Origin of the sequence: Trichocoleus sp. DQ-A2 (assembly GCF_039961915.1) — a bacterium.
Taxonomy (GTDB): Bacteria; Cyanobacteriota; Cyanobacteriia; order Cyanobacteriales; family FACHB-T130; genus FACHB-T130.
Genome location: NZ_JAMPKD010000003.1, coordinates 288,229 through 312,640, shown reverse-complemented (window position 1 = coordinate 312,640; position 24,412 = coordinate 288,229). Strand labels below are relative to the sequence as shown.

Sequence of the window (24,412 nt, the reverse complement as noted above, 5' to 3'; positions counted from 1 at the left end):
AACTTAATTGAAATCTTATGGAAGTTTATGAAATATGAATGGATAGAGATAGAGGCTTATCGGGACTGGAAAAGTTTAGTAAAGTATGTCAAAAATGTGCTAAAAAAAGTCGGAACCGAATATGTAATTAATTTTGCTTAAGCACTTATACCTTGTCCTATAGTAAATTAGAAAAGCTTTGCAGTATTTATTTAAGTTTAATAACCGTTGTATATTTGAAATTTCTTCAACTCGAAAACTCAGCTAATTTTGTGTAATTGGTACATTTAACCACTCACTTAATTCATGGGCTATCCATTCTTTTTCTACATTTGATTTGATACTGCTACTAATTTCTATTTTTTGGTTTTCACCCCAAATTTCTAAAGTATCTGGATATTGCTCTCTGTCTTTATTAATAAATTCGCCTGGATTATAAATTAATTTAGTAATATTTTTGATTGCGAGAAAAGACTCAAACTCAAATCCTAACAACTCATGGGTGAAGTAAATCAGCTCTGATTCTATACGCAATCGTCGTTTACCCAATAAAGAGTCGATAAGTGAATATGGGAAACATACCCAAAAAATTAATATCCATAAACTTAGAAACATTAATGGTAGCCAGAAGAAGAGTAGGAACAATATAGTTACCAAACCAAGAGAAAAAAACTGAAAAGTTAAAAACCAGGTTAAACCCCAAATAATTGGAGTAAGAAAAAACATACTAGCCCCAGCTTTGATTAAGTCAAAAAAGCCAGATGGAGGGATAAAAATTTCTATACTATGTATGTTTTTGGTTAATTTAATTTTACTTCCGAATGGCTTTTTAACACCCTTACAAATGAGATTTAACCGTGGTTCATTAAGCGATTGTAGCGCTAGCTTTGCAGAATCCAGACGCTCTTCCAACCTTGGTTCCGTCATCTGCTGCAACCAGTTGGTAAAGCTTGGGGTAAGATTAGCTTTTTGCCTAAATTGAATGCGAAAATCCTTTTGTGGTAAATCTGCGGGATGGGTTCCGGTTACTAAATAAATTAAAGTAGCACCTAAACCATAAAGATCAGAACTAGCAACAGTGCGTCCGCCAAATTGTTCGGGTGGCATATAGCCATAGGTTCCTACTATAGTCATTGTTCCACCTTTGCTGTCAGAAATAGTTTGCACAGAGCCAAAATCGACTAAATAAACGTTACCAACACTATTACCAGACCTATCGGTTAATAAAATATTACTTGGCTTGATATCGCGATGAATGACAGGTGGGTTTTGTTCGTGCAAGTAAATCAAAATTTCTAAAATAGATAGAGCTATTTCTTTTACTTCTTCTTCAGTGAAAGTTCGACCTGCTTGTAAATATTGCTCTAGAGTTTTTGCAGGAATATAGGTTTGTACTAAAGCAAATCCTTTTAGGTTTTGTAAATTTACATCGAAGTAATTTAAATAACGAGGAATCGAGGGATGATTGAGTCTTTTTAGAGTTTCCGCTTCTCGCTCAAATAATTTAAGGTCATCCCATTCAAAATCACTACTTAATGATAGTAATTTAATAACTACTAATTCTGACGTATGCAAATCATGCGCTAAAAGGGTTTTTCGTCCGTTTTTTTTGCTTAACTCCTGCTGAATTTGATAGCGCTCGTCTAATATCTTATTCACTAGCATAAGCAATATTACTCCTTAAACTTTTCTAATTTCGATTGAAACAAACAGAATATTTACTTAGCGATAGTTCTAGGGATTATTTAATTGTATTGAATACCTGTTCGCCCTAATTTATTTTTTTTAAACTTGCTTATCTGCATATAAAATCGGCAAATCCAACCAAGTGCTTAATTCTTTTGCCAGCCATTGCACTTCTTCTTTGGGTAAATTTATGCTAGCACCAGGAAATTTATACTTATAAATCCCAGCCCAAATTTCCAATTGTGCGCCCACAGTTACTGAATATCTATTACCGTGAGAATTTTCACGTTGGTCAACGTATTCGGAGAAATAAACCAATTTGACAATTTCCTCTCGCGGTGATTCTGGAGCTAAATGAAATTTCAAAAATCCAAACACCTCTTTAGTAAAAATAACTTTTTCCTGGTTTATATAAAGTGTTTTACTAATAAAATACGATGAAAGGAAATATAAGTACACTAATAAAAATATTATAGGTAGCAGATAAGTCATATTGAATTCATCAAACAAAGCGTACAAGAACAGGGTTCCAATTCCTATAGCAAATGAAATAAAAATAAACGTTCCCAAAACTTCAAAAAAATCTAAGTGTTCTGGCGGCATAAAAATTTCTATAAATTCGCTACTTTTTCTAAGTTGAATTCTCCTGATAAGTGGTCGATTGATAGCTACAAGATTGGGATTTTGATTCAAATCTTGTAGAGCTTGGTATGCCGAATCAAAACGCTTTTCTAAGTTTGGCTCGCACATCCGCCGCAACCAGTTACTAAAAGTCAGACTAAGATTCGTTTTTTGCTCGAATTGAATGCGAAAATCTTTCTGTGGTAAATCTGTCGGATGGATACCTGTTAATAAATAAATTAACGTCGCACCTAAACTGTATAAATCTGAAGCCGGAACTGTACGCCCACCAAATTGCTCTGGAGGCATATATCCATAAGTTCCCACTACTGTGCGAGTTGCGCCTTCTTGGGCGGCGACAGTTTGCACTGAGCCAAAATCTACCAGATAAACTTTGCCAACACTATTACCAGACCTATCGCCCAATAAAATATTACTGGGTTTAATATCTCGGTGAATCAATGGCGGATTTTGACGGTGTAGGTAAATCAAAATTTTTAAGATAGCGTTAGCGATTTCTTTAACTTCTATCTCAGTCAAAATCCGACCTGCTTTCACATGGTGTGACAAAGATTGTGCAGGAATATAACTTTGAACGAGAGCGAATCCTTTTAGCTCGGAAGCCTTTATCTCAAAATAGTCTAAGTAACGAGGAATAGCTGGATGTGACAAGTTTTTTAAAGCTTCTGCTTCCCGCTCAAACAGTTTGAGGTCATCCCACTCAAAATCACTGTTAAAAGTTAGTAACTTGACAACCACTAATTCTCCAGTCGCTTGTTCGCTACACAAAAGTGTCCTTCGACCAGCTTTCTTTCCTAATTCCTGGTGGATTTGGTAGTGCGCTCCTAAGATTTGACTATCCATTTGCTTACCTAATATTTTATCTTTTGTTATTTGTTACGTATTTGACGTTGCTACTACCCTCATACCCTTTGAGTCACGTTTATTGGACGAATGACAATTTATAGACAATGTTCCCTATACGTTAATGAACTGCTTGTATATATATCCCAGCGAGGAGAAGTTATGCAAAAGAGGGCAGAGAGTTTCAGCTACTGGATAATAATTAAGACTTTCTTGGTTTGGATATTGCACAGATTTGTCTAAAGTCGAATGTTTTGCAGTGTTACTCGGACTCTCCGATAAGGGTGAAAGCCGCCCATTGTTTAGGATTGGGATATTGTTTCATTGCTGTCAGCATTGCTTGACGGAGGGAAACCGCTTTGTCAGGATTTTGTTGTAAATTGCGATAAAATTCGGTCATCAAAAAGGCTGTAGAATTATCATTAACTGCCCACAGCGAGACCATGACGCTGGGTACTCCCGCAGAAATTAAAGACCGAGATAAGCCAACCACACCATCGCCTGTAATGTCTCCGCGTCCCGTATCGCAAGCGCTGAGAACCACTAAATCGGCGCTTAGTTTCATGTCGAAGATTTCGCCTGCGGTAAGTAAACCATCAACTACGTCGTCAGGTGTACCAGAAGGAGCAAGCGCGATCGCTCCCGGTACACCGAATCCTTTAAAATCATGAAGTAAGCCGTGGGTAGCCAGATGGATGATGCGAGCTTTCTGCATGAGTTGCATCACCGCAGTTTTGGTGGCATTGCTACCTGTAAGTGCTTTGGTATTGAATAATTTAGCAATTTGAATTGCTTCTTTTTCTGCACCAGGCAGAGGCTCTAAGTTTGCCTCCAATTTCCCAATTTTAATTTTAGGCATGGTAGGATTGCCAACAATTAATACATCCTGTAGAGACGCGTTAGCGAAGCGGCACGAAGTGCAATTTCGCGTCTCTACAATTCCTTTTTGCTTGCGGGTTAAATCTAAGACTTGGATTGAAGGCGCAGTGAGAATGGTATGTTTTTCAATTAAGTATTTGCCTTGCTCGTCTTGTAGTGCGGCGAAGGGGACGAGAAACAACGATTTTTGCGGGATGAAGATGACACGCGCATTAGGGTCTTTTGGGAGCAAGTCTGCAATGGGTGCAATGAGTAGTTTATGAAGTTGTTGTAAATTTTTGGTCGAGTTTTCGCCTTGGGGATTAATAACAGTTACATCAAAGATGTTGCGACCTCTAACACCGATATCATCACGACTGTTGGTAACGAGAACTGATAAGGATTGATTCAGAGATTTAAGGTCTACTTTTTTAAAAGCAATTTTACCCGTAGGTTTAATTATCCAAATGTAGAGTTTTTGTTGCCATTCTCTATTATCTTTTATTTTGAAGGCTTCATCAACAATCGAATACTGAACGAGTGTTGCGTTTTGTTCAGAAGCAACTTGCTTAAGTTCTTGAATTGTTGGAGGTTTTATATCGGGTAGATTGCTAGGGTTTTCTGCTAATTTAGAATCTAATAACTCTACCAAAGCACGACCGCGACTGCGCTCGGCAATTAAGAGTGCTTTGTCAAATTTATTTTGAGCAACCAAGGCTTGTTGCAGAAAGCTATAGGAACCAGATTGTTGTTCAAAAAAAGAGATTTTTTGGTCATCTCTTAATTGTCGCGCTCGTAGAGATTCCAGAATCTCAATAGCTGCGAATAAAGTGGTTTCGGCTTGAGCATATTTACCTTGAGTATTGTACACTCCCCCAATATTGTTGAGCGTCGCACTTTCCCCGGCTTTATCACCAATTTCAGTGCGAATGGCTAAAGCTTGTTGAAAATACTTCAACGCTTGCGGGTACTGTCCCCGCTTGTCATAAGCTGCCCCAATATTGTGGAGTGCCATCCCTTCTGCTGCCTTGTCACTCATTTCTTGAGCAATTGCTAAAGCTTGTTGAAAATACTTCAATGCTTGTGGGTACTGTCCCTGGTTGTGGTTAACGACCCCCATATTGTTGAGCGTTGTCCCTTCTTGTGCCTGATTACCAATTTCAGTGCGAATGGCTAAAGCTTGTTGAAAATACTTCAACGCTTGCGGGTATTGTCCCTGGTGGCGGTAAACTTCTCCAATATTGTGGAGGGTTGTCCCTTCTCCCACCTTGTTACCAATTTCTTGGGCAATTGCTAAGCCTTGTTGATAAGACTCCAAGGCTTGAGAGTCCTGTCCTAGGCGACCATAAACCACTCCCATATTGTTGAGGATTATCCCTTGCGTTACTTTGTTACCAATTTCTTGGACAATCGCTAAGGCTTGTTGATAAGACTCCAATGCTTGTGGGTACTGGCTCAGGTTGTCATACACTACTACCTTGTTATCAATTTCTTGGATAATCGCTAAGGCTTGCTGATAAGACTCCAAGGCTTGTGGGTACTGTCCTAGGTTGTCATAAACTACCCCCATGTTGGTGAGCGTCATACCTTCTGTTGTCTTGTCACCAATTTTTTTAGTAATCGCTAAGGCTTTTTGATAAGACTCCAATGCTTGTGAATACTGTCCCAGGGAGTTGTAAACTTGCCCAATACCGTTGAGCGTCTTACCTTCTGTTACCTTGTCACTCATTTCTTGAGCAATTGCTAAAGCTTGTTGAAAATACGCCAACGCTTGTGGGTACTGTCCCAAGTTGGCGTAAGCGAACCCAATATTGTGGAGGATTGTCCCTTCTCCCTGGCGATCGCCAATTGCTTTAAAAGTGATTAAAATCTGCTCAAACGTCTCTAACGCCTCTCGAAACTGTCCTTTATTTAACTGCTGAATACCTAATTGATACAGCCGTAACGCCTCATCATCGCGTTGTTCTGTTGTCTGCGCCTGCGCCAAAACCGTATTGCTTCCCCAAGTAAGCCCTACCACTTGTAACGGACAACTCAACGAGATGAGCAAGGTTGCAGTAACAACGCTAAGGCAACGCAGATGATAATTCATAGCAGAATTCTCTAGCAGTGGGTTAGCGAACTGCTTATATATATCTCCCATCTTGGGAGGTTATGTAAAAATTCACTCAACTTCTTCCCAAAGATTCCGAAGAGTGCGCTGTTCGTAAATATTTTGACAATTTCCTTGCCTCAGTTGAGGATGAAATTGCTCAACAGCGGTTTCAGATGCTTTTTTCTTTCCTTCTAAATCCGTGAGTCGCTAATCGCTTACCTGAAAGGCGATTGACAAAGTAGCCATCTCTGAAGTGTTCATGGGTATGGCTTCTACAGCGATTCCACCGCGATCGCTACTCAAATCATCAAGTAAATCGCCCATCACCTCAACTGGCTCTTTTAACTCCAACGCTCCTCTATCTTGATTTAGTTCAGCGGCTAGAGATGCTAATGTCTTGACAGCTCTTTCTAGGGGTGAACGGCTGACAATTACCAGCGCTTCTCCTGTTCCGGTTGCGATCGCTCTCAATTTCAGTTGTTGCGGGTCGCCAATCAGTTGCGTTTGATTGGGTCGTAATTTCATCGTCTCATTTGACGCAGGCCACTGATAGGGAAACACCACCACTAATCCCCCAGTCGAGTCAATCAGTAGAGTTGTCAGATAGAGGTCGCTAGACTCGTGATTGGTAACTCGAAACTGAAATAGTTTATTCACTGGTAACTTATTAGCATAAGCTTGTTCCAACTCCTGACGAGTGTTTCTACCTCGACTGGAAGTTCTAGCAAGGGTTTGATTGGGTTGTTCTACCAAGTTCATCGAAACTTCTACAGAAAGCTGCGAAGAATCGGCATTCAAAGTCTTTTTAATAATCCGAACTGCTAACAGAGATTTGAGTTTAGCTGCCAGACGCTCCACCGCTGCCGTTACCGATTCCCCTGGTTCGCCAAAGGATTTCGGCACCAGTTCCAGTCCTTCGGTAAATAAACCAATACTGCCGACGGCTGGAAGATTTGCCCCTTGCTTTTGCAGTTTTTGCTGATAATCTGCCGTCATCCGACTGAAGATGTACTGCACCCCTCCCGGATAGGGGACATTTCCAGATTGTGCAGGCGCCGCTGCAATGCGATTAATCGCGGAGAGTTCCTGTTTAGCCGCGTTCGTCTCTCCTGCTAAAGACGGATCGAGACCAATGCTTAACTTCAAATCTGCTGGCACAACCCGACTTGCTTCTTGCAGCAGCGTCCCTGGTTTTAGAGATGTATTAGTTGCTTTGTCTACCAGTTTCGCTTCTCCCCTTAAGCCGCTACGAGGAGAGATTAATTGCAATTTTCCCGATGTTTGCCCTTTGTCATCGACAATTGCGAATGTAGCACCGGGTTGGAAAGCTTCTAGACTTTCAGAGTCTACTCCTCCCAACCACAAAGTTGCCTTATCGCCTTCTACTTTGGTAATTACGGCATCAGTCGGAGGGAGTTGTTTGTTGATGAAATAAACTGGTTTTTTGGGGTCGCCATCTGCTAAAGGAACTTGACTAGAAAGTGAATTTATGCTAGTAGTGATTTGAGCGATCGCGCTTCCCACCGTATCGGTTTTTTGCCAGAGATACTGCGTCATCAGGTAAGTAAACGCACCAGCAGAAAAGCCATCGAATTCAGCATCTAAAGCTTCTTCTTCTCGTTGAGCAGAGGCAAAAACAACCCCTTTTGCAACACCTGCACAGCGCCGACGAGCCAGTTCGGATTCGGACAGTTGCAGCCGTTCCATCCAGCCTTTTTGATAAGCGATTTCTTCAGGACTGGGATTGAGTTTATCGCCGGGTACAGAACGCACTCGAAAGTTACCACGAGTACCGCCGCCAGAGTGACAACTATCTAGTACGACTGTGACATTTTCTGTGTTTAAAGCCGACATCAAAAGAAACAAAGTGCGCCCCATGATGTCTGGTGCCAAATCTTTTTGCCCCTCATCGGCAACGACTAAAGTGCTATTAAATTCATCATTGAATGCCTGATTAGCACAACCTTGGATAGGATTTGGGTCGCGCAATCGAGAACCGTGACCGGAAAAATGGAAAACAACCACATCTCCCGGTTTAGCTTGTTTAATTAAGTGTTCTTCAAACGCTGTCAGAATATTGTTGCGCGTCAGCTGTTGAGCGGGAGCTTGATTGCTTGTCAACTTGACAATATCACTGGGATTAAAACCAAAACGATGAACCAAGAGTTCTTCTTGCAAAGCAACATCAGTAACGCATCCTTCCAGATTTCCAAGAAAGCGATCGTTGGCTGGATAATCATTAATTCCCACTAAAAGAGCAAGCTTGCGGGAGGTATTTTGCGCCAGAACTTGAGCGTAGCGATTTCCTTTGTTGATAATATCTAACTGGCTCAATCCCAAAGTAGTTATAGTTGAGCCAGCGAATTGTAAGAAATGACGGCGAGAAATACGGGACATTACTAATTCCTCCTAGTATCCTATTCGGGAATATTTAAGTAGGGGCGAAGTATACCCTTTGGAAAGGATATGCTTCTCCCTACACGTAAATTCTGATTACTCAACCGATGCTCCTACTCAGCTTCACCAATTAAGGTAAAAGCTGCCCAAGCTCTAGGATTATCGCGGTGTGTTTCCATCATCTTGAGCATTGCTTGGCGCAAGGATTGGGCTTTATCAAGTTTCTTTTGGTAAAGATTAGTATAAAACTCGGTCATTAATTCAGCCGTGGGAGCATCGGGGACAGCCCACAGGGAGACAACAACGCTGGGAGTACCGGCGATAAACAAAGAGCGGGATAGTCCAATTACCCCATCACCCGTGATGCGCCCGCGTCCGGTGTTGCAAGCACTCAGGACAACTAAATCTGCATTTAGTTTCAGATTAAGGATTTCTTCGGCAGTGAGTAGACCGCGATCGCTGCTAGTGGGTGCGAGTGCGATCGCGCTTTGCAATCCCTGGAAATCATCAAATAAGCCGTGGGTTGCCAGATGCACAATTCTAGCTTGAGATATTCGTGATAAAACAGCAGTTTTGGTGGCTGCATTGCCAGTAAGGGCGTTGGTGTTCAATAAAGGAGCAATCTCTTCGGCTTCTCGTTTTGCTCCTGGTAAGGAAGCTAGCTGTTGCGGCTTTTCTCCAATTTTAGGCGCTACGCTGGGCATGGTGGGATTTCCTATGATGATGGCATCTTTGGCGGATGCTTGCTTCACCTTTTCCCGTGAGGCGCGTGTTAGTTCTAGTACCTGAATTGAAGGTGCGGACAAAATTGTATGTTTTTCAATTAAGTATTTGCCATCTTTATCTTGCAGTGCGGCGAAGGGAACTACAAATAATTCACCTTGCGGGACAAAAATTACACGCTGATTTTGGTCGGTGGGCAGAAGGTCGGCGATGGGCGAAATTAATAGTTGATGAAGTTGCTGTAAGCTTTTGGCTGAGTTTTCTTGATTACCTGGATTTACAACTTCTGCTTTAAAAATACTGCGATCGTCTACTCCGATTGAGTCACGGCTAGAGCTAACAAGGTCTTTTAAAGAGGTATTTTTTTGCTGCAATGGTTTTAGGTCAACTTTGCGGAAGGTTACTTCGCCTGTAGGTTTAATCACCCAAATGTAAAGGTCTGTTTGCTTGACTTGCGATTTATTTTGACTTTTAAAGTCATCATCAATAATTGAATATTGAACGAGAGTCGCATTTTGAGCTTTGGCAATTTGTGTAATTTGGGCAATATTTGGTGGTGGTGGGGAAGTAACGTTACCTCTAGTTTCTGAAGATAATCTCTTTACCAATAGCTCCACAAATGCTCTTGCACGCCCTCGTTCAGCAATTTCTAAAGCATCATTAATGTTATTTTGGGCAATAAAAACTTGTTGGAGTAGACGGTAGATACTAGCCTGGGTTTCAAAAATTGATACTTTATTGCTATCACTCAATCCTGACCGTAGAGACTCTAAAGCCTTAATTCCAGCAGTTAGGGTTTTTGTAGCTTCCGCTAGCTTCCCAGATTGATAGAGGTTACTACCCATATTTCTCAGAATTCGTCCTTCACCTGGATAATTCTCTATTTTCCTGGAAATAGTTAAAGCTTGTTGAAAAAGTTTCAACGCTTGGGAATAATCACCTTGATTATCATAAGTTTTACCCATGTTGTTAATAGCTGTTTCTTCACCACCAAAGTTGCCAATTTTCCTATATATAACTAGAGATTGCTGATAAAAATCTAATGCTTGCGAATATTGACCTTGATATCTATAAAATTCGGCAATATTGTTGAGTAGCGCTGCTTCCAGACCAGTCACGCCAATTTTTCTAGCAATAATTAAAGCTTGCTGATACAAATTTAATGCTTTGGAATAGTCACCCTGGCTCATATAAACTGTTCCCATTGAATTCAGAACAAGAGCTTCTCCATTTTTGTTATTAATTTTTCTGCTTACATTCAAAGCTTGCTGATAAGTTTCCAGTGCTTGATTATATTGACCTAAATCATAATAGATAACTCCCAAGCTAAGGAGGGTTACTACTTCACCTTGAAAATCACCAACTTCTCTACGAATAACTAAGGCTTGCTCGTATAATTCCAATGCTTGAGAATATTGACCCAAACCATGATAAATCGTTCCAAGGTTACTAAGAGTTACCCCTTCGCCTTCGCGATCCTGAACTTTTCGACGAATAGATAAGGCTTGCTGAAAGAAATCTCGTGCTTGAGCATATTGATCTGAGCTTCTATAAACTGAGCCAATGTTGTTAAGTGCAGTTCCTTCGTTCCAGCGATCGCCGAGTTTTCTGAAAATCTCTAAACCTTGCCGATAAAATTTCAGGGCTTCTGGATATTGGCTGAGACTGCGATAAATTAACCCGATGTAGTTCACGGTTAATGCTTCGCCTTTGGTATCTTTTAGTTCCCGATAAATTAAGAGCGCTTCTTGAAAAGACTGTAATGCTTCCTGAAATTGGCTAGTCTTATACTGCTGATTACCTTGCTGATAAAGTTTATCTGCTTGCGCCTTCCTCTCCTCAACCGTCTGCGCCATCACCGCAGATCCACTAAATGTCACCGGAAAATTCAGCCAACAAGTCTGCAACCCAGTCAGTAGAACTGTGCTAGACGCAAGCAAGAAAAATCTTTTTAATTCCATAGCTGTAGGAGTGCGATCGCAGCGTTTAAGATATTGTCCGCTTACATATAATATCCTTGGGCAAGGGGTACTTATGTAAAAACCCAAGCCGTAGCCTATTGAGATGCAGAAACGTTTGGCTCATCTTCTGCACAGAAATCATGAGCTTGAAGAAGCGCGATCGCATTCCTTAATTCCGCTGAGGGATTTGGCACCGAATAGAGTTCCCGCAGCGCATCTGACCAGAGTTCGCGTTCGGCAAAATAGTAGACTTTCTCCATTGCCAAAGCCTCTGGTGATGGGTCTTTAAGCTGCTGTACGAGTGCTATTGAAATCAATTCGGCTGAAATGCGATCGCGTGTTTCCGGTTCCATCACTTGAAACATGACGCTGGTTTCAATTGGGTACGGCTCTGAAGCAGACAACTTCCATACATAAGACTGTCCAGGTTGCAATGGTTCCCCATCATAAACCGCCCTTGTCTCTCCTTTAATTGGTCGGTTCCAGAATGCCTCTTTATCCCCCTGACGAGATAGCTCAATTCGCGTTACCGTTCCACCTGGGATATTCCAGAGAAACAGAGGGCGATCGCTCCAAATCTCAAGGATTTCCCCTTGTTTTGAATACAGCGAATCTGCGTCTACCAGTTTAGCGGGAGCGATCGCGCAAATCGCTCCTCCTCTCCCGCCCCCTCCTTTCCTTTTACGACGTAATTTCTTCCAGATATCACCCCACGATAAAGCTAGATATGTCTCATTGCTTTCTGTTAGGACGGGATGCGGTTGTTGTCTGATTGCCGCTTGTAGAGGCACTGAGGAAGAAGTTGTAATCAAGGCAGATATTAACAAAATGGATTGGAGTTTTTTTAAGTTAAACATGAGACTTTTCCCTGAATGCTAAACGAATATAATTCCAAAACAAAACTGTTGGTAAAAACCAAGGTAATAACATCGCCGCCGATATATAGATTTGCAAGGAGGCGATGATATAAATGGTTGTAGCCGTTCCTAACTTTATTACCCAGCGTTGCCGTTGATGAAGATTATCCTGCAACATCAGCGTTACGCTTTTCCCCAGCAATCCTGAAAGTAAAATCATCCATAAATCGGGGATAGGTATCACCAATCGCCGCGTTAATAAATGATGAAGCATATAAGCATGAGCTTCACCGCCAGGAAAATTTTCCTCCTCCCAACCGCGCCAGAAACCGACAGCTAAAGGAATCGCATAATTATCTTCATTTTCTCCTTCTAACCCGGCTCCTTTATATCCACCTGGAGTAATCAACACCACTTCATTCTTAAAGGTGTCTGGTACTTTTCCTTTTCCTAGGCAATCTCCTAGTAACTTACAGGCAGAAATGCGTTCGTAGGCAGATTCGGGGGGAATGGAAAAGTCAATAATTGGATGGAACCACGCTTGAATAAAATTTTGAGAAAAGCGGGTAAGTGAATGAAGGCGGATTTCTTGTAAAAAAGCTATTTTCTGGTTGGATTGGCTTATCAGATTTAAATAGTTAATCACTGATAAATTAAAATTCGTTCGAGCCTGCAAATTGGGTTGCGGTAAATTCGGCGGTAATTCTTGATTCAACACATACGCTATAGCTAAGAGATAAGCAAAAGGATACATCTGTGAACTTTTGGGTTCTGCTGGCAAAAGTTCAACATACCAAGGGAAGAACATGATATCCCCTTCCAAACTCCAATTAAGGTTGGCAATATCCTTGCTTACGCCTGACCTAGGAGTGGATTCTCCCTCTCCAGAACCAAATACCAACCAAGTATTTTTATTAACAATATTCTGTACCGATTGCTTAAGTTTTAAACTGTTATTCGGTTGTTTTTTATCATCTAAGATATAATCAATGCCGACGGTTTTAGCTTCTAATTCAGAAACCCGATTCAACAGTAATGCTACATAACGATAATCGATAGGGTAAATTTGTTTAATTTTATCCGCATCAGCCTTTAAAGATTCGTCATCAATTTGGATAAGTCGCACGGGTGAACTTCCTTTGGCTGGCACTTGTAAGGTGACTTTGCGATAGAAGGCTTGAAGTAAAATGCGCGGTTCTAATAATAAGTTTTGTACGGGCGGTAATAAACTTAAAAACAGGATAGCACCTAGCCAACAGGCTTCTTTTTTCGTTGGCAACCAGCGGTTTAGTGTGTCAAAAAAACCAAAAGGTTTAATGCAAAACAGCTCGGCTTCTGGATGCCGAAATAGGGAGGGAACCAGGTAAGCAGAAGGGTAGGAAAGATGCTTTTCCTGTTGTTTAAGAAATAAACTTGCCTCCAGCAAAGCTGAATGAACATCCTTGTATTGAGTCAAACTGGCGAGAAACTGCACCAAAAATTCTTGTGCTACCTGATTGTGAATCGGTTCCCGCATTACTGCTACCTGGCTCAATCCCAAGTTAATCAAGGATTCGGCAATATTCATACCACTACACGAGTTGAAAATTGCAAACTGAAGCCCCCGTTTTTTCGCCTGTTTCAGTGACTCTTCAATTTCCCGAATCGAGATTGAGGTGTGTGGTGCAATGCCTAATTCTCCACCCGTCAGAACAGTTTCATTACTGTGTCCGGCAAAAAATAAGATATCCCAACCTGGCTCAGATGCGATCGCTTTCTGGATCTCCATTTTCAGTGCATCAGCATCAAAAAATCGAGCCTCTATACTCTTAGGGATATTCAGTTCAGCTTTCCCCTGGTTCCGTTTCCAACCAATCAACTGGATATCTGCAACACGATCAAGCGATCGCAGTGCTTCTCGATCAGCTTCCAAATTCAAGCCAGTGTCATCCCCTAAAATCGCTAAAACCCTAGCTTTACGGCGAATCGGACGAACGGGTTCATTCAGAATATTGGCGGGAGTGCGAGCAATGCGTATTTGTTGAGTAGCACCCAAATCCGTCCCAATTTCCCAAATTTCCCACGGTAATCGCGCCAGTTCTAGAGGAGTGCAAGTCAGGAACACCTCAACCGTATGATGTTCCGGTTTATGAGCCGCCTTGACAATCTCGCGGCGAATACTAACTAATTCAGGAGTGAGCAACCAGTGTTGAAATTCTTCCCCTAGCTGAACCTCTGCATTCACCAGTTCACGATGTCGATCAACTGGGAGAGTGCCTTTACCGCTGATGACCTTGTGCCCTCGCAGCCGCCTATAGTAGTTGAGATAGGCGCTTTGCCACTGTTCGTAACTCCTGGTCAGCGAGAGGGGATAATTCAGCTCTACAGAGAGTATTTTTCCTTTGCCCCAAGACAACTCAAAGTCGCAAACAGTGCCAACTTGCTTAACCCTAAGTTTAAAAACTATTCTATCCATCATTTAATTTGGATTTTGGATTTTGCGGAGGTCGGAGTTGTCCTGCCTCTGATTATTTTCGAGGAGCTATAAAATAAATTCAAACGGCGGCAAAGTTTGGAATTCCCCAGTTTCCGAGGTAATGGTTGCGAGAAATTTATCTTGATAAGTCCCCGCCACTTGAGTAAAAATATAGTCCTCGTCCCCATCTAAGTGCAGTGTATCTTCTGCCAAAACTTCCACGCGATCGCTTACTCGCAACGTCATCTCATCGTCAGGTTCATTTCCAGAAATCGCCTTCAATATCAGCAATAACGTCCAGCCATCATCATCCGGGAAAGACCAGGTAACAGCATACAGCCGCACCCGGTTTCCTAGGGTTAAGTCTCGGTAAGCACGACCCGTATTGGCTGGAATCTCTAACTGATTATTGCGACTAATTTCTATCAAAATTTCATCTAATTCTTGAGATGGGTTTTGTTCGTTTCTGCGAAGGGAGAATGATGCTGGCAACTCTCTTAGTGGCTCAGTTCCGCGCAAAGGAGACGGTGCTGGTAAGGCTTCCCAGGACAATTCTTGCATTACTTCATCCACTTGGTTGCGTAACCAGTTCCTGACATTTACTGCTTGCTGAGTCAAGATTTGCAGCAACTCTGATAGATGGTTGGTAACGGTTGCTGTATTCTCAGTTAGCGGCTGGTAGAGCCAATTAAGTAAATCCGGCGTCGTTAGGACTGCTGTTCCCTGCTCCCACGTCAAGATTTGCCACAAAGGACGGTTACGCAGTTGGGGTAATAATGTTAATAGGGTTGACTGCATTCGAGCTAAGGTAGCCTGACGATTCGTTGGGATTTCAGGTAAAGGAATTGCTGATGGAATTAAACATTGCAAATAAAGCAATAGTTCATTAGGTTCGCGATTAAACCAAGCAATCGGAATCTGATAATTCCAATCCACTTCCGATTGTAATTGCGGTTGATAATTAATCAGTTGTTCATGACGCAAAAAACCTCTAATTGCTGAAATTTCTAAGTCTTCCTCAATACCAATAACTACATAAAAATGAGCTGTAAACTCTGGTAAATCTACTACAGCTCTAGGGATAGTGACTTCTTTATCGGTTAAGGTAATAGTAGGGATTAAACAAACTTTAAATTCGCCAACTCTCAAATTAAAAACGGCGTCAATTGCATTAACATACTGAGGTTGCAAAACTGAAGAGTGTTCTCTATTTAGAGAAATTTCCGGTTCTCGTTTCCGGAGCCATTCCTCAAAACTCAATAAACTTAAAGCTTGAAGATAAATTTGCCATTTTCGGTCTTCTTTCCCTACTTGGTTACTCAATTCTACAGCTTGGTCAAGCTGCTCCGATTCTAAAGGAATTGTTTCTGCCAATTCTTCAAATTCGACCCAATCATCTGTCAAATCTGTTAAGTAATTCATGCTCGTTCTTCTTTCTGGCTATTAAGATGGTTACAAATCGTTGCAGCTAGTTGACTGTTCATCACTCGATTGTGTCCTATGTGAGATTCTTTTTTCGCCTTCTCAATCTCTGTAGAAATCTCTTTATCTAAAATGAATTGGACTTTTGACTCCAAATCTTGGAGCTGCACGGGATTAACATAACATTGAGCTAACTTTAAAACGCAAGCTCTCAAGCACAATAAGGTTCGGCGTCCGATATCGCTGCGTAAGTTTTTGAGTTCCAGCAGGCGGCTTACTTGAGGCTGGTCTTTTAAGCCGAGTTGGGGAGCTATTTCTTTCATGGGGACTCCCTGACAGTGAAATAAATGAAGTGCTTTGAGGAAGTTTTGTGCTTTCTGCGTTTTCTTAGATTGCAAATAGATAAAGCGAGCTTGAATGACCTGCTTGACGGACTGAGCTAAACAGGTATTAAATTGCTGTTGATAACCTGCTAAGAACTCTGATTGCTCATTAGAATCCTCCTCACTGGATGCTCTATTTCTTTCCGCAGGATTTCCTGGATTATCTAACGGTAAGCTTTTGCGATTTCGGAGGCGTTCGGCTCTAAGTAACTGCGCGAGTTCTTGCAATTCTCTTAAGATTTGTTCGGGAGATATTGTCCGAGTAGCTGATAATTGTTCAGCCATTTGACGCAATTGTAAGGCGGTTGGATCTGGATATCGGCTTTTCTCTCCAGCCTTGCGGTGCTGCAAAAGTTGGGTGCGATAAATTTGATGGTAGCTATCAAGTAGCTGAAGTGCTTGGTTGATTTCTGCTGGTGTCCGGTCAAACTCTAATAAAACTCGCTGTAATCGTCCGGGGTTCATGTAACTCAGAATCATCCAGTCAGTCACTTGCTCAATTCCGTGTTCGAGTAAGAATCGTTTGAGGAAGCGATCGCTCTTTACCATCCTGACCGTCCAAGTCGATAATTTACTCTTATCCGGGTCAAAGGTTTGCAAAATTCGAGCGGTTACAGATGGATAGTTTATCCGGCTTTCATCCATTTCCTGACGTGGAGAACGCAAAGTGCTATCGAGTACCAACGGCAACAGATCCATACTGCTGAAGTCATGGTTTTTGCCAAACTTCTGCTCTAGTTCTAAGCAAAATTCTTGAATTTGATGAGAGATAAAGCAGCGCAGACACACCTCAGCCATCTGACGGCGAGTGTCATCGTTCTGGAACCACTGCATGAGTTGGCGTTGAATTTCCCGGTCTGGCATATCCTCTCGGTCAGAGAGGTCGGGAAATTGAGTCAAGAAAAAGGCTTTTGCCGACTCAACTTCTTCAATTCGACACTTGCCGAAACTATCAATTCTCATCAAAAGCCAGTATCTCGATGCCGTACCCATCGTTATTTCACTCAATTGTGCAAATGCAAAGCGACTCTGAAATTCCTCATCCTTGCCTCGCGTAAACCAGGATGCCGATCAAAGTCAATTGAGGCAAGTTCGGGGGAGCTGATTGAACGGCTAAAAACGATAAGGATAACTTTAAACAAAGCGAGTGACATCTTCAAGAAATTCCCGCTTTTCCCCAAACTTCACTCGGCTACTTTTCCATTCCTATCGCCACAACTTGCTCAGACGTTCTACCTGCTGCGGCGGGTTTTAGCCAGCTTGCGACTAGCTCCGGCTTTGTTTTTCGAGCAAAAATGCGAATTGCATGGTAACTGACTTTTTCCCGCAGACGATAGACTTCCCTAGTCCGCAAATTCAAGGCGCGAGCGATCGCTTGTTGAGAATTGCCAGCGAGGTAAAGTTCCAGCCAAACCGCTGCTTCTCGACTGACATTTTCGGCTAAATAGTTGTAAAACTCCTGCTTTACGGTTGTCCGCAGAAACATTTGTTCTTCAATTGCTTGATTCTCTTGATACTCGGCAACTGCGTGGATATCGAGGAAACTAACCGGATTGTTTGTCTCGTGGGACACCACTTCCTCAGAAATCAGTCGCACCAGTTCACCATCGGGGATATGAGTCATCCCTCCCCGCCGGGAACGACGTAGATAGTTAAAAAATCTATAAACTAAAAGTGGCTGGTTGCAAATTGGTCTGAGACAGTATTCTTCGATGCTGCTCATCAGTAGAGAGTTGCCTAAGCGAGCGTCTGAAGTACATTTGCTAATCCAGGCAATTTGCTGTTGAATGTAGCGATCGCGATGCAATAATTCCTGAATGACTTCTTGCAACACATCGACAACCGTTGCCGAGCGATCGCGCGATAGCGCCACCCAAGTCCGAATTTTATTCTTCAGCAATACTAAACTCCCCAGCCGAGTCGTCAAGTTGCAATAAGCACGCTCTGGTGCCACGCCTAAGTAGCGTTGCCGTAAAATGCGATAGCGATAATCCATCGCTTGCAAGGCAATTACCCTCTGAGTTGCGTTAAACGTTTCAAAACGCTCTCCTTCCTCTCCCACCAGCCACAGAGCAATACTTTCATGGGTTGCTGCGCTATAGCCAGGACAGTCAGATGCCAGCTGCTTCGCCACCTCAGTTGGAGACAGCACAACGGTTAGAAATTTTTTCATTTCAATCGCCGAGAGTGTGTGTTCTACTCGGCTATATCTTCAGTCAGGCTGAGGTTATGTATTTTTGATCCGGTTTGTCCGAAAGGATTCTCCCGGAGAAACCCTGACAGGGTACTATCACAATTCTCTATTCGATGCAGTACGGTTTAACCCCACCCTTGCCCCTCGACCTTCCCTTCACTTCAACTAGAGGGGTTCAATATTCTCCCCTCTCCGTGAACGGAGAGGGGCTGGGGGTGAGGTTCCGAGTGATATAGCACTCAAGTTAGAACCGCTATAGGGATACAAAAGCAAATAGGGGCAGGATTATCCCGCCCCTAGAATCAAAGCAAATAGGGGCAGGATTATCCCGCCCCTAGAATCATTGATTGAGTCTGGTGTTTATTTAATTCCAGACGCTGCTAATCAATCGCATCAGCAGCCTTGTCTGCTGCCCGCTTAGCACTCTCAATTACATTTCTGCCTGCATATTTACTATTTTCCTGGACATTGTCAGCTGCCTGCTGCGTTCCTTTACCCAGGTCTTTGGTTGCATCCTGAGTATTGCCCTTGAGATTTTCAATTCCCTGCTTTGTTCCCTTAGCGAAATCACTAGCCGATTTTTGCGCTTTGTCGCCAATTGCGTCGGTATTTTGCTTGACATTCTCACCGAACTGTTTAGCGTTTTCGCCCTTCTTATCCAGAATCCGCTTGGTGTTTGTACCTACGTCATCGGTCTCGTCAATTACGTGGCGCTCAGCATTGTCAATTAGGCCTTTTGCCTTAGCTGCTACGCCTGAGGTGTCTCTTCTGGGATCGGTATCGCTATAGTCGTTCATCCCACCTTTATACTCATTGGTTAAGGCACCTGTAGGAACGTCCTCCCTAATTTGGTCGGCGGTCTTCGCTTGTGCCCCACCATTACAAGCGGTGGTAACAAAAATGATCGTGGCGGACAAAAACACGGTCAGGATTTTGCCCAAGTTGATTTTTTTCAACCAATTAATTACGCTGTTCATCAAAAAAACTCCTTTTTCTGTACGAGTCAATGGTTGTTTTGGTTAGCATTGCAATCCGAGATTTTCGATTGACTGCCAATCGAAAATCTCAATTATTTGCTTATTTGTGCAAAGCAGGGTTGCTTTGCATTTCAGGTCTCTGACCGGCTTCATCTGATTTATCTTTGATGAAGCTGGAAGCCTCTTTGAACTCTTCACCGATACTTTCTAATATCTTGGCATTAGGATCGCTGCGATTGATTATAGGTTGACGACCTCCAGCTCCAGAGACTTCAAAATCCTCTGAAGTTTTTATGGGCAATTCTTTTTCCTTTGCTGCTCGACCTGCTGGTGTCTCAGCACCCGGGTAGAGGATTTCAGAATCGCTGGTAGCAATTAACTGATTGGACAGGATCTGCAAGTCAGCGCGATCTCGTGGATTCGCTGTTTTGCTGACGTTAGGATCGGTAGACATTTTGTAATTCGTGTAGCCATCTCCACCATTGCTGTGGGGATTGTTGTTCCCTCCCATTTGCACGGGGGGATTTTGTGGACGTGCCCCTAAAGAATCGCCATTGTTACAAGCGCTGGTAACAATTAGCAACGCGCCTGCCAAAAAAACGGTCAATATTTGACGTAACCGTAGTTTTTTAAAGAAAGCAGTTAAGTGTTTCACACACTACTCCCAAGATTTTTACGAACTGTCATAAACAATACAAAAGCTACAGTGTTCCTACCTCTAGCGCAGGTCACATTCTGGTTGCAACTAAAAGCAACCTCTCTCTAACCGTAGAGAGATTCCCAAAAAATAAGCAAAACTACGGTGATATTGGTTGGTTCGCGACCATGCCAGCTAAAAACATCGCTCAGCCTAGAACTTGGCTGATTTTTCTCAATCTTTCAGCATCAGATGGGTCTGGGCATCGCTGCCTCAAACGCGATCGCTCACATCAAACTTGCCTCACCATCAGGTAGCGGATCGTTATCCGTATCCCAGATGTGCCAAGCTTGGCTGGGAAATTGTTCGCGAATGTCTGCAAAGTGTAGAAACAGAAGAGCGATCGCTCCCTCTGGCAAAAGTTACAGACTCGCTACCGTTCTCACTTTGGTATTCTCATACTCTAGGATGAGGTATTTGCCTCAACTCGCTACCCAGTGTGAAAGGTCATGAAAAAAATTTGGTCATCCCTGAAGCCGTACTTGCGCTGGGTGATTCTCGGCGGGACGCTATTTTTTTTGGCAAAAGCTCTCAAAGACAATTGGCGGGAAGTCGCAGCCATCCGAATGACTGGTGCGGGATGGACAAATCTAGCGATCGCCTTTTTGATTACTTTACTGGCTCATACTTGGTCTGGATTCGTCTGGAGTTGGATTTTGCAATCGTTCCGGCAACCCGTTCAGCCTCGATGGGCGCTCCAAGTTTACCTGAAAACCAACCTTGCCAAGTATTTACCAGGGAATGTCTGGCACTACTACGGGCGCATCGTGGCGGTGACATCCCACGGGGGTTCTTTCGGTGCCGCGACTCTCAGCGTGTTACTCGAACCCCTGCTGATGGCGGCTGCCGCTTTATTAGTTGCCTTAGCAGGTAGCCAGTTGGGTTGGGCCGGTGTCCCTCAGAATACCCAGACGAGAACCTTACAAATTCTTGGTCTGGGTGTGGTTTTGCTGGGCGTTCATCCCCGAATTTTGAACCCGCTGATGCAGTTGGCAAGTAAATTTAAGGGAAAGAAAGCAAGAGGTGCAGGGGCGCAGGGGCGCGGGGGAGAAGAAAATGCTATCTCTGCTTCAGCTTCTCAACCCCCCACAGAAGCGGCAGAAGCTTCTTTTCGACTTGAGCGCTATCCTCTATTTCCTTTGTTGGGAGAAATTGGCTTTTTGTTACTGCGCGGCGCGGGGTTTTTGTTTGCCATGCTAGCGCTGACACCAGTGAATCCCAATCAAATCCCGATGCTGCTGAGTGGGTTTAGTTTGTCATGGCTGTTGGGTTTGATTGTTCCCGGCGCACCTGGGGGAATCGGGGTATTTGAAGCGACAGCGATCGCTCTATTCGGTCAACATTTTTCTGCCGCCATTCTCCTCAGCGTCGTCGCCCTATTCCGCTTGGTGAGTATTTTAGCGGAAGCCGCCGCTGCTGGATTGGCAACTTTGAGCGAGCTGAAGGATCGCTAAAAGGGCTATCAACTACACAGCTATGACAACTTTATTCCCCCTCAATCCAGGTTCCCCTCACCGAAAACCGGGGAGGGATTAAGGGTGGGGTTCCCCTGTCCCGCTTTCAACGGGTAGCCAGAAACCTAATCCTCTGCAACTTGATCTGACATCGCCTCTGCGATCGCAGAAGTTGCAGCTTTTATATCGCTATCTAACTTCAGTTGAGAAAAAACCCGATACATCTCTGCCGTCCCGTTAGGCAGCTTCTTCGTGCCATTTCCGTTCATCTTGATCAAATTGTACTGAACGTTTTCACCATAGATAGCAAAGGTTATATGAAATATTTCAAAGAAATTCACTACCCACTTGCAATCCTCTTCCGGATAGTGCATATAGTATTTGATTAGTTCAGCAATGCAAGTTTCTAAATGGGTGCGAACATTTTTACAAATTAATAAAATTTTCAGCAGTACGATTACTAAAGTCAAAGGATGCCCTTGCGACATCAATAAAATAAATAGAGGCGAAGGTTCCCGATGATTTTCAGTCGTTAAATATTCGATCACCCGATTACAGGTTCTTAACAACAGGGCATCATCTAGCGGTTCTTCATGATGATTTTCATATACAACATCTAGCTTTTCTTCTAATTTTGTTTTCAAGACCTCTACAAATTTTCTGTTTTCCACAGAAAAAATTAAATACTTTTGTAGACTATGCTTAAAGTTTTTGTAGAGAAGTCCTTGAGTTTGTTGGAGAAAAATATTTGCCAGATTTGTATAGCTAAATGGCCCCCGTTTCGCAACAATCGTCTTGATCAGACGCAGTACCTCATCCCCTAAACCAGTCGGGTTTTTAGGCAAAATTTCTCTAGGCATCGCCGACTGCGATCGCGTGGTATACATTGCTAGCTCAAACTTAAAGCGATCTTTCAGTTCTTGCGACAATGCTCTGGCAGCTTCCCGCTGTTCGACGGGGTTTGAGAGATTCGCATATTGAGGAACTAACAGATAAGAAGTATAACGATGGCTCCAATGGGTTGCTTCATGTTCTTCGTATCTAGCAGCAAATATCTTTAAATCTTGATAGTCTTGGCTTTTAATAAAATTTACAAGCCAAAGTCTCAACTTACTTAAACTTGGAGACAAGGTTGACTTGCTAATATTTAAATCGCTAAATACTAAAACTAATTCTTTAATTGCTTTATAGCTTCGCGTCGTTTCCCAATTATTGATGAGGATATAACAAGAGCGCTTTAGAGTGTTTTTAAATTCTTCTTCATCATTTGCAAAGATAATGTCTGAAAGCGCTTTGATCGCGTTGGTATTAACAGCGTTAGGACTGTAATAAATAAATAACTGCTTAAATTCTTGCAGAACGGCTTCTGGGGGCCATTGCTGAACAATGTCCACCAAAAAACGATAGATCATATCTCGATCTGACTGGTTGGAAATGACACGAAACTCGGCCTGATATCCATCTGATAGAATGTCCCTGACCATTCCATTAATTAGGACTATTGAGTCCTTCCTTAGAGTGTGAAGAGCGAAAGTAGATGGCACCCAGCGTCAATGCTAATTGCAGTGTATAGTACTTGACTTGACTGCCCATAGCAATCCTTGAAAATACATACGCTTGGGGAACTTGCTCTTAACCGCTAAGGATCTTCTGATTCAGACCGGAGACGGTTAATTTGTTCTTGCAATTCCTCAATTTGACGCTGTAGCGCATCCACCTCATTAACGGCTGTTTCTGATGGGACATTCACCGCGCCCTGTGCAGAGGAACGTTGGTAATTGCCCCGGCGAATGTGACGATATTCCTCTGAGTTTGCCCACTCCTGCAAGTGGTGAAGGCGATCGACCGTAAAGGGATGGGTCGTAAACCAACCTTGAGTAAAGTTATTGTAAAGTAAGAACTTGTAGACTTGATTCAACCCGTCTTCGTCCAATTCCTGATATTTTTGCGATTGACGAATAAATTCATCTAAATTTACTTCATTGGCATAACGGGCGCTGCCACCAGCAAATTTCATCATTAAGTGCATCACCGGATTCAGGTCGTCTGTCACCAGGAAAGCGGCTCGATCTGCTGATAATTCCGCTTTACGGCTCCATTCAATAAACGCCAAAACCAAGCCGGTACTGACCAAAGTGCTGAAGCCAAAGGTCGCATTCCCGATAAAGTTGACGGCTTGCAAAGCCCAAACCGCCATCTGACGTAAGGTCGTGTGACCGCATTTAATATGTCCTAATTCATGTGCAATGACTGCCCGAAGTTCCGCTTCGTTGAGCAGGTCTAAAAGTCCAGAGTTCAGGATCACATAAGGGCGTTCTTGTCCGAGGGCGCTGGCATTAACCCAAGGCGCTTGGGAAACGAAAAGCGTTGGTTCTGGGTAAACGTCCAGATCGCGCAAGCATTCCCGGAAAATGCCATAGATGCTAGCATACTGACGCGGCCCGACCTGAATGCTATTGCCCATGTGGTAGACAAACTGGGGACGCTCAGAGGCAAATTCCACAAATTTACGGGCAACCATATCAAATCCAGGCACGCTGCGTAAGGCTTGCTCGGCTTGTCGGTCGAGGGGATGTCTAAAAGCTTCACTGGAAATTCCGGTATAAGTAGGCATATTGATGAGCCTTATACAGCGTTCTACTGAACTATTAAAGCCTAGAAATACAACGAGCGGCTTTTGATCTACATCACAGGGATGCGCGATCGCCGTGTCGTTAAACTGCCACAAAAACTGCTTGATTTAAGCAAGTAACCAACCTACATCTGAGAAAACTTGACACGGCGGCAGT

General features: G+C 43.0%; 16 protein-coding genes and 1 pseudogene. 3 read left to right on the top strand and 14 right to left on the bottom strand.

All coding sequences use genetic code 11. The features are described from left to right. Window positions 1–141 (top strand): annotated as a pseudogene (locus NC997_RS04205) (IS630 family transposase); the annotation flags it as partial. Window positions 142–243: 102 nt separating this feature from the next. On the opposite strand, the gene NC997_RS04200 reads toward NC997_RS04205, so the two are convergent. The 12 genes from NC997_RS04200 to NC997_RS04145 all read right to left on the bottom strand — a co-directional run bounded on the left by NC997_RS04200 (window position 244) and on the right by NC997_RS04145 (window position 20,127). Continuing rightward, a complete protein-coding gene (locus NC997_RS04200; RefSeq protein ID WP_190529075.1) occupies window positions 244–1,644 on the bottom strand; it encodes a serine/threonine-protein kinase in 1,401 nt (466 codons plus the stop codon). A 120-nt stretch (window positions 1,645–1,764) separates the two neighbouring features. Beyond that, window positions 1,765–3,150, bottom strand: a complete 1,386-nt coding sequence (locus tag NC997_RS04195) for a serine/threonine-protein kinase (protein WP_190529073.1) — start codon at window positions 3,148–3,150, stop codon at window positions 1,765–1,767. A 262-nt stretch (window positions 3,151–3,412) separates the two neighbouring features. Further along, window positions 3,413–6,100, bottom strand: coding sequence for a tetratricopeptide repeat protein (locus NC997_RS04190; protein WP_190529071.1), 2,688 nt, complete (start codon window positions 6,098–6,100; stop codon window positions 3,413–3,415). Window positions 6,101–6,310: 210 nt separating this feature from the next. Then, complete coding sequence (locus NC997_RS04185) at window positions 6,311–8,500, bottom strand: caspase family protein (protein ID WP_190529068.1); 2,190 nt, start codon at window positions 8,498–8,500, stop codon at window positions 6,311–6,313. Between the two features lie 113 nt (window positions 8,501–8,613). Then, on the bottom strand, window positions 8,614–11,184 hold the full coding sequence (locus NC997_RS04180) for a CHAT domain-containing protein (protein WP_190529066.1): 2,571 nt from the start codon (window positions 11,182–11,184) through the stop codon (window positions 8,614–8,616). Between the two features lie 95 nt (window positions 11,185–11,279). Then, on the bottom strand, window positions 11,280–12,041 hold the full coding sequence (locus NC997_RS04175; protein WP_190529064.1) for a DUF928 domain-containing protein: 762 nt from the start codon (window positions 12,039–12,041) through the stop codon (window positions 11,280–11,282). After that, window positions 12,034–14,499: a CHASE2 domain-containing protein gene (locus NC997_RS04170; RefSeq protein ID WP_199306257.1), complete on the bottom strand. Its 2,466-nt coding sequence runs from the start codon at window positions 14,497–14,499 to the stop codon at window positions 12,034–12,036. The genes NC997_RS04175 and NC997_RS04170 overlap by 8 nt, the downstream gene beginning before the upstream one ends. A 63-nt stretch (window positions 14,500–14,562) precedes the next feature. Further along, window positions 14,563–15,918, bottom strand: coding sequence for a DUF1822 family protein (locus tag NC997_RS04165; RefSeq protein WP_190529062.1), 1,356 nt, complete (start codon window positions 15,916–15,918; stop codon window positions 14,563–14,565). Continuing rightward, window positions 15,915–17,294, bottom strand: a complete 1,380-nt coding sequence (locus NC997_RS04160; RefSeq protein ID WP_348257761.1) for a hypothetical protein — start codon at window positions 17,292–17,294, stop codon at window positions 15,915–15,917. The genes NC997_RS04165 and NC997_RS04160 overlap by 4 nt, the downstream gene beginning before the upstream one ends. Window positions 17,295–17,493: 199 nt before the next feature. Beyond that, window positions 17,494–18,474, bottom strand: coding sequence for a HetZ-related protein 2 (locus NC997_RS04155; protein WP_190529058.1), 981 nt, complete (start codon window positions 18,472–18,474; stop codon window positions 17,494–17,496). A 401-nt stretch (window positions 18,475–18,875) separates the two neighbouring features. Then, window positions 18,876–19,472 carry a DUF6658 family protein gene (locus tag NC997_RS04150; protein ID WP_190414872.1) on the bottom strand — a complete coding sequence of 199 codons (597 nt, stop codon included), beginning with the start codon at window positions 19,470–19,472 and terminating at the stop codon, window positions 18,876–18,878. Window positions 19,473–19,572: 100 nt separating this feature from the next. Then, on the bottom strand, window positions 19,573–20,127 hold the full coding sequence (locus NC997_RS04145) for a DUF6658 family protein (protein WP_190414873.1): 555 nt from the start codon (window positions 20,125–20,127) through the stop codon (window positions 19,573–19,575). A gap of 202 nt (window positions 20,128–20,329) precedes the next feature. Between NC997_RS04145 and NC997_RS04140 the strand changes: the two genes are divergently transcribed. Both NC997_RS04140 and NC997_RS04135 read left to right on the top strand, forming a co-directional pair. Beyond that, the gene (locus NC997_RS04140; protein WP_190414874.1) at window positions 20,330–20,581 is read left to right on the top strand and encodes a hypothetical protein; all 252 of its coding nucleotides are present in this window, start codon (window positions 20,330–20,332) and stop codon (window positions 20,579–20,581) included. Window positions 20,582–20,618: 37 nt separating this feature from the next. Next, window positions 20,619–21,623: a lysylphosphatidylglycerol synthase domain-containing protein gene (locus NC997_RS04135; RefSeq protein ID WP_190430269.1), complete on the top strand. Its 1,005-nt coding sequence runs from the start codon at window positions 20,619–20,621 to the stop codon at window positions 21,621–21,623. Window positions 21,624–21,748: 125 nt separating this feature from the next. Here the strand turns inward: NC997_RS04135 and NC997_RS04130 are convergent, their stop codons facing one another. Beyond that, the gene (locus NC997_RS04130) at window positions 21,749–23,035 is read right to left on the bottom strand and encodes a hypothetical protein (RefSeq protein ID WP_242031450.1); all 1,287 of its coding nucleotides are present in this window, start codon (window positions 23,033–23,035) and stop codon (window positions 21,749–21,751) included. Window positions 23,036–23,262: 227 nt separating this feature from the next. Beyond that, window positions 23,263–24,237, bottom strand: coding sequence for a M48 family metallopeptidase (locus NC997_RS04125; protein ID WP_190529107.1), 975 nt, complete (start codon window positions 24,235–24,237; stop codon window positions 23,263–23,265). Between the last annotated feature and the right edge of the window lie 175 nt (window positions 24,238–24,412).